Origin of the sequence: Neobacillus drentensis (genome assembly GCF_036962765.1) — a bacterium.
Lineage (GTDB): Bacteria > Bacillota > Bacilli > Bacillales > Cytobacillaceae > Neobacillus > Neobacillus drentensis_C.
Genome location: NZ_JBALOS010000199.1, coordinates 7,342 through 13,610 on the forward strand (window position 1 = coordinate 7,342; position 6,269 = coordinate 13,610).

The 6,269-nt window shown below is 37.0% G+C and carries 6 protein-coding genes; 1 reads left to right on the top strand and 5 read right to left on the bottom strand.

Going from position 1 to position 6,269, the window contains the following annotated elements:
• The 4 genes from V7137_RS22280 to V7137_RS22295 form a co-directional block, all read right to left on the bottom strand.
• Nucleotides 1-1,120 (bottom strand): dihydrolipoamide acetyltransferase family protein (locus V7137_RS22280; RefSeq protein ID WP_335700100.1); only part of this gene is annotated, 1,120 nt, incomplete at its 3' end.
• A gap of 73 nt (nt 1,121-1,193) precedes the next feature.
• On the bottom strand, nt 1,194-2,171 hold the full coding sequence (locus V7137_RS22285; protein WP_335700101.1) for an alpha-ketoacid dehydrogenase subunit beta: 978 nt from the start codon (nt 2,169-2,171) through the stop codon (nt 1,194-1,196).
• Between the two features lie 3 nt (nt 2,172-2,174).
• Nucleotides 2,175-3,290, bottom strand: a complete 1,116-nt coding sequence (gene pdhA / locus V7137_RS22290; RefSeq protein WP_335700102.1) for a pyruvate dehydrogenase (acetyl-transferring) E1 component subunit alpha — start codon at nt 3,288-3,290, stop codon at nt 2,175-2,177.
• 502 nt (nt 3,291-3,792) lie between these two features.
• Nucleotides 3,793-4,455: a YkyA family protein gene (locus V7137_RS22295; RefSeq protein ID WP_335700103.1), complete on the bottom strand. Its 663-nt coding sequence runs from the start codon at nt 4,453-4,455 to the stop codon at nt 3,793-3,795.
• A gap of 175 nt (nt 4,456-4,630) precedes the next feature.
• On the opposite strand from V7137_RS22295, the gene def reads away from it, so the two are divergent.
• Nucleotides 4,631-5,185 (top strand): peptide deformylase, encoded by a 555-nt coding sequence (gene def, locus V7137_RS22300; RefSeq protein ID WP_335700104.1) that lies wholly within the window; start codon nt 4,631-4,633, stop codon nt 5,183-5,185.
• A 54-nt stretch (nt 5,186-5,239) separates the two neighbouring features.
• On the opposite strand, the gene V7137_RS22305 is transcribed toward def, so the two are convergent.
• Nucleotides 5,240-6,010 (bottom strand): Cof-type HAD-IIB family hydrolase, encoded by a 771-nt coding sequence (locus V7137_RS22305; RefSeq protein WP_335700105.1) that lies wholly within the window; start codon nt 6,008-6,010, stop codon nt 5,240-5,242.
• Nucleotides 6,011-6,269 lie beyond the last annotated feature (259 nt).

Sequence of the window (6,269 nt, forward strand, 5' to 3'; positions counted from 1 at the left end):
CTGGAGTGAACCACTGACCGCCAGCTGAACCAATGTTGGAAATCGTACATGAAGCGCCCTTCATTTCATTAGGAGCAAGCTTGCCATCACGAGCTTTTCCAGCTAATTCATTGATTTCATTAGAAATTGAGAAAACTGACTTACGGTCTGCATCTTTTACAACTGGAACTAACAAACCTTTTTCCGTGTCAGCTGCAATTCCAATATTATAATAATGTTTATGAATAATTTCACTTGTTGCATCATCTAATGATGTGTTTAGTGCAGGGAACTCACGTAATGCGCTTGTTAATGCTTTTACGATGTATGGTAAGAATGTCAGCTTAATGCCTTTTGCAGCAGCCACTTCTTTAAATTTCTTACGGTGTGTAACAAGTTTAGTTACATCGATTTCATCCATAAGTGTTACGTGTGGAGCAGTGTGCTTGGAGTTAACCATTGCTTTAGCAATTGCCTTCCGAATACCGCTCATTTTCTCGCGTGTTTCTGGGTATTCACCCTGCGGAATAGCTATCGCTGCTTTTGGAGCCTCTACTTCAGCTGTTTCAGTTGCTACGGCTGCATTAGTAGCAGCTTGTGGTGCAGTTACTGCTCCTCCGCTTACAAAGGTATCAATATCACTCTTTAGAATGCGTCCAAGATTTCCTGTACCAGGAACCAACTGGATATTAATGCCCTTTTCACGAGCATATTTCCGAACAGACGGCATGGCAACAATTCGACGATTTGGATCTACTTCAGCTTGTGGTGCAGTTGCTACAGCTGCTGGTTGAGGTGCTGCATCTTGCTTCACTTCAGGTGCAGGTGCAGGTGCTGCTGGTTTTTCTTCTGCCTTTGGTGCTTCTGCATGTTCATCGCCTTTAAATTGAAGGTTTTCGTATCCTGGGGCATCAAAAGTTACCAAAACCTGTCCTACAGTTGCGACAGTTCCTTCACCTACTAATACTTCTTGAACTGTCCCTTCAACTGGGGATGGGATTTCAACTACAGCTTTATCATTTTGAATTTCACAAAGAACATCATCTTCTTGAACTTTGTCACCTGGTTTTACGAACCATTTAACAATTTCGCCTTCATGAATACCTTCACCGATGTCAGGCATTTTAAATTGAAATGACACTAGGATTCATCCTCCTAAATTCCATGTATTTTTGGGTATCTTATCTATAGTAATTAGAGCGTCAAATTAAGAATTAAAAGGTTAAAACTTTTTTAGCTGTTTCAATTACATCTTTATAATTCGGCAGCCATGCAGCTTCCGCTTGCGGGAATGCAAATACGGTATCTGGAGCAGCCACACGTAATACTGGTGCTTCTAGGCTTAAAATTGCACGATCATTTATTTCAGCAACAACATTAGCTGCAATACCCGCTTGTTTTTGTGCTTCTTGAACAACAATCGCACGACCTGTTTTTTCAACAGATGCAATAATGGTCTCAAGGTCAATCGGGCTTACAGTTCTTAAATCAATTACTTCAGCAGAAAAACCTTCTTTTTCTAATTCTTCTGCAGCTTTTATTGACTCATGAACCATTGCGCCATACGTAATAATTGATACATCTGTACCTTCACGTTTTACTTCCGCTTTCCCTAGTGGAATGGTATATGCTTCTTCAGGCACTTCTTGGCGGAAAGAACGGTAAAGCTTCATATGTTCAAGGAAAATTACTGGGTCATTATCACGGATTGATGAAATAAGAAGCCCTTTTGCATCATATGGAGTTGATGGAATAACAACCTTTACCCCAGGCTGTTGAGCCATTAGGCCTTCTAAGCTGTCAGCGTGCATATCTGGTGTATGTACGCCGCCTCCAAATGGCGAGCGAAATGTAATTGGAGCATTAAATTTGCCGCCAGTACGATAACGAAGACGAGCTGCCTGACCAGAAATTGAATCCATTACTTCATAAACGAAACCAAAGAATTGGATTTCTGGAACTGGACGGAAGCCTTGTAAACTTAGGCCGACTGCTAATCCGCCGATTCCTGATTCAGCTAGCGGCGTGTCAAATACACGATCTTCACCAAATTCATTTTGCAGCCCTTCTGTTGCACGGAAAACACCACCGTTTACACCAACGTCTTCTCCGAAAACTAATACATTCGGATCATTACGTAATTCCACACGCAATGCATCTGTAATTGCTTGAATCATTGTCATTTGAGCCATGGCTTACTTCGACTCCTTTTCTTTATATAGTTCATATTGCTCTTTTAAGTTTTGAGGCATTTCTTCATACATAATGGACATTAAATCAGTAACCTTTTGTTTAGGTGCTCCGTCAGCTTTTTTAATCGCTTCTTTAATGTCTTCTTTGGCTTGTTCGATGACTTCATTTTCTTTCTCTTCTGTCCAAAGACCTTTCTTTTCAAGGAATTTACGGAAACGAACTAATGGATCTTTCTTTTCCCATTCATTGTCAAGGTCAGCCGTACGATAGCGAGTTGGATCATCACCAGCCATGGTATGAGGACCATATCTGTATGTTAATGTTTCAATGAATGTTGGGCCTTCGCCATTAATTGCACGTTCACGTGCCTCACGAGTTGCAGCATATACAGCTAAAGGATCCATACCATCAACTTGAATACCAGGGATACCCGCAGCAACTGCTTTTTGAGCAAGAGTTTTTGCAGCTGATTGCTTTTCAACAGGAGTTGAGATGGCGAAACGGTTATTTTGAGCAATAAAGATGGCTGGTGCTTTATAGGCGCCCGCAAAATTCATTCCTTCATAGAAATCCCCTTGAGAAGTACCACCGTCACCTGTATAGGTAATTGCAACGGCTTTAACTCCACGTTTTTTAAATCCAAGCGCTACACCAGCAGTCTGAACATACTGTGCACCGATAATAATCTGTGGAATTGCGATATTAACTCCTTCAGGAATTTGTCCGCCTTCAAAGTGACCTCTTGACCATAAAAAAGCTTGGTATAAAGGTAAACCATGCCAAATAATTTGTGGTACATCACGATATCCTGGTAAGATAAAATCTTCTTTTTCTAGTGCGAACTGGGAAGCTAATTGAGATGCTTCTTGTCCTGCCGTTGGTGCATAGAAACCTAATCTTCCTTGACGGTTTAAAGAAATAGAGCGCTGGTCAAGAATACGTGTATAAACCATGCGACGCATTAATTCCTGAAGTTGTTCATCAGTAATGTCTGGCATTGCCGCCTCGTTTACCACTTCACCAGCTTCATTTAGAATTTGAAGTGTTTGAAATTGTTCTTCAACAACTTCTAGTGTTTTCTTCGCATCAAACTTGGCGTTTTGAGTTTTAGAAACCATTTGGGTCACCTCTTCCTTTCGATTCGGGAGATAAAATTTTTAAAATATAATCCACTAAGTTAGAATACCCAAAAACTAAAGATTCAAAGCCAGATGGTTTGGTCCATCGGTTTTTTACTTTGCAATGGATAAACTCGTGATATTACATAGAATTTTGGCTAGCTTTAGTTCTTAAAACATACTACTAAATAGTTTTTCACAGAAAAGATAAGTTAAAACGAATTATCTTTTATCTTACTTATATTTTATTCTGTACCATTATTTTATGTAACATCATTGATACAATTAATGAATTCTTTTACAAGTTTACATCATTAGTTTTTTTACGTCAAATACTATGTATTAATATTTTTCAACACAGACATGTTGCTAAAGAAATGTATATTATTTTTTCTGTATTACCGAATTTTTAATATCTGTTATATATTTATTTTCATTTATTGAAGTTGTTATAATATAAAAAAATCGGCATGATCTGCCGATTATTTTTATGAAATAGCGTTTATTTACTTGTGTCTAGCCCTGCCTGCTTATAAAATGTCATCTTTTTATCATTGTATTGTTCTGTTAACATATTAAATTTTTTATTGGCATCATAAACCTTTTTATACGTTTCATTGAGCTTATTAACTTGGGCTTCAAGATCATCTAATGGAAGATTTTTATTTTTGAACATTTCATACAAAGTTTTATCATTTTTAAGCGACTCATTATATTCAAGGTATAACGCATCATGCGCTTTATATCTTTCCATCATAATCTCATATAGTTCATTAGCTGATTTCCTTAAGCTTTGATCTTCAAATTTATCCTTTATCTTTGCGGCCTTTTTAAATTCTTTCTCCGATTCCTTTATACTGTTTGTTTCTTTTTCCATAAGCTCTTTTCTTTGATCCGCTAATAAAATTGCTTCATTCGACAGCTTAACGATTTGATCATATTCTTTCATACCCAGTTCAATAATTTGGTCATAAATCACTTTTTCCTTCTTTTCAAGGGTCACAAGCGGGTTCTGTTGTTCCTCAAATCCCTTTTCCGCCGATACAACTTTTTCTAACACGGTATACATTTTTTCTTCAGGTTTCTTTTCTTTCGTACATCCTGTAAAAATAACAACTGATACCAATATAAAAAAAATAAAATTAATCTTTTTTCTTTGCGACATGTTTTAAACCTCCTGCCTATTCCATATTCTACTATATCGACACTTGGATTATTTGACAATATCCAGATTATAACCGAACTAAATGGGAAGAACTTTAAAATGTTAACTTTTTATTAATTGTCTGATAGACTAATGAATATTAATAATTTAGTTAAGTACAGGAGTGAGTGGAATCATGTTAACGATGGAAGATATCATTCGAGATGGCCATCCTTCCCTTAGAAAAGTGGCTGCAGAAGTCTCCATGCCGCCCTCAGAAGAGGATAAACAAATACTGAACAGTTTATTAGAATATGTCATTAATAGCCAAAACCCTGAAATATCTGCACAATTCGGGCTGCGCCCAGGCATCGGCTTAGCTGCCCCACAAATCAATGTGTTGAAACGGATGATTGCGGTGCATCTTACTGATGAAACTGGAACTCTTTATAGTTATGCGTTATTTAACCCCAAAATTATCAGCCACTCTGTTGAAAAAGCCTATTTACAAGCAGGTGAAGGCTGTCTTTCAGTTGATAGACCCATCCCAGGCAATGTCCCGAGATACGCAAGAATCACGGTAAAGGGTACTTCAGTAGACGGTGAAGAAGTGAAACTTCGTTTAAAAGGACTTCCTGCTATTTGTTTTCAACATGAAATTGATCATTTAAATGGTGTTATGTTTTATGATTACATCAATCATGAAGATCCGTTAAGACCGATCGAAAGCGCCATTGCAATTGAACGTTAACAACTTGAAGTTCCAAAAAAAGGTAAAGAACCTGACCTTAGGTCGGTTCTTTACCTATATTAACTGTAATTCTTTTAGTCCATTCCAAATACCATCATTAGAAACATCACTTGTTATAAGATCAGCGAGTTCCTTCGCCTCTGGAACACCATTCCCCATAGCAACGCCTGTACCAACTGCCTTTAACATATCTAAGTCATTTAATCCATCCCCGAATGCGTAGACATCCTTTAACTCAAATCCTAATCGTTCGATCATTTTTTTGATGCCTTCTGCTTTAGAACCACCCTTTGGCAACACATCGACAGAATATGGATGCCATCTAATAAAGTCAAAGTGTGGATAGTTAGAAAAATATAATTTTTCATGCTGATCTTCACAAAAAAGCAGACTTTGGTACATCATTCGATTTACATAAAAGGTGTCATCGTCATCTGGATGAGGGAAATTTAAGCTTCCCAAACTTTTTTCAATATAAGGATGATGTTTCACACTTGCCTTCATGGTTTTCTCATTCATAAAAACCAACGGATGATCGTTTGTTTTTGCATGTTCAAATAACTTCTTTAACTCTTTTTCATTCAAAGGATTCTCATAGATTACTTCATTTTCGAAGACAACAAATTGACCGTTAAAACTTACATAGGAATCAATTTCAAGTGCTTCACGCAGGCCCTCAAACATAAACGGTGCCCTTCCAGTGGCAATAGCAACAAATACATCATTTTTCTTTAATAAATCGATGGCTTTTTTTGTGCTTTCCGGAAGGTTTTTTTCATGATCAAGCAATGTGCCATCTATATCAAAAAATACGATTTTCTTCATTTTAATATGAACTCCTTTTTATAGTATCCACTAGCCGGCAATAGAACTGGTCCATGTGATATTTATTGTTTAACACACTAAACTCTATATTAATAATTGTCAATTTTTAAATTGTATAAGTAATTCCATGTTTAACCATGATTGAATCAGCATATATATCATATAATAAAGTAAAAATACTCTTATTTTAAAAAAACTTCAATAATCTGCCATCGCTTACTTTACATTGGACAAGGATCGTATAAAATAAGAGATAAGG

Coding starts and splice junctions, on each gene's coding strand:
- def (WP_335700104.1), top strand. CDS start 4,631: ATGTTAACGATGGAAGATATCATTCGAGATGGCCATCCTTCCCTTAGA.
- pdhA (WP_335700102.1), bottom strand. CDS start 3,290: ATGGTTTCTAAAACTCAAAACGCCAAGTTTGATGCGAAGAAAACACTA.
- V7137_RS22285 (WP_335700101.1), bottom strand. CDS start 2,171: ATGGCTCAAATGACAATGATTCAAGCAATTACAGATGCATTGCGTGTG.
- V7137_RS22305 (WP_335700105.1), bottom strand. CDS start 6,010: ATGAAGAAAATCGTATTTTTTGATATAGATGGCACATTGCTTGATCAT.
- V7137_RS22295 (WP_335700103.1), bottom strand. CDS start 4,455: ATGTCGCAAAGAAAAAAGATTAATTTTATTTTTTTTATATTGGTATCA.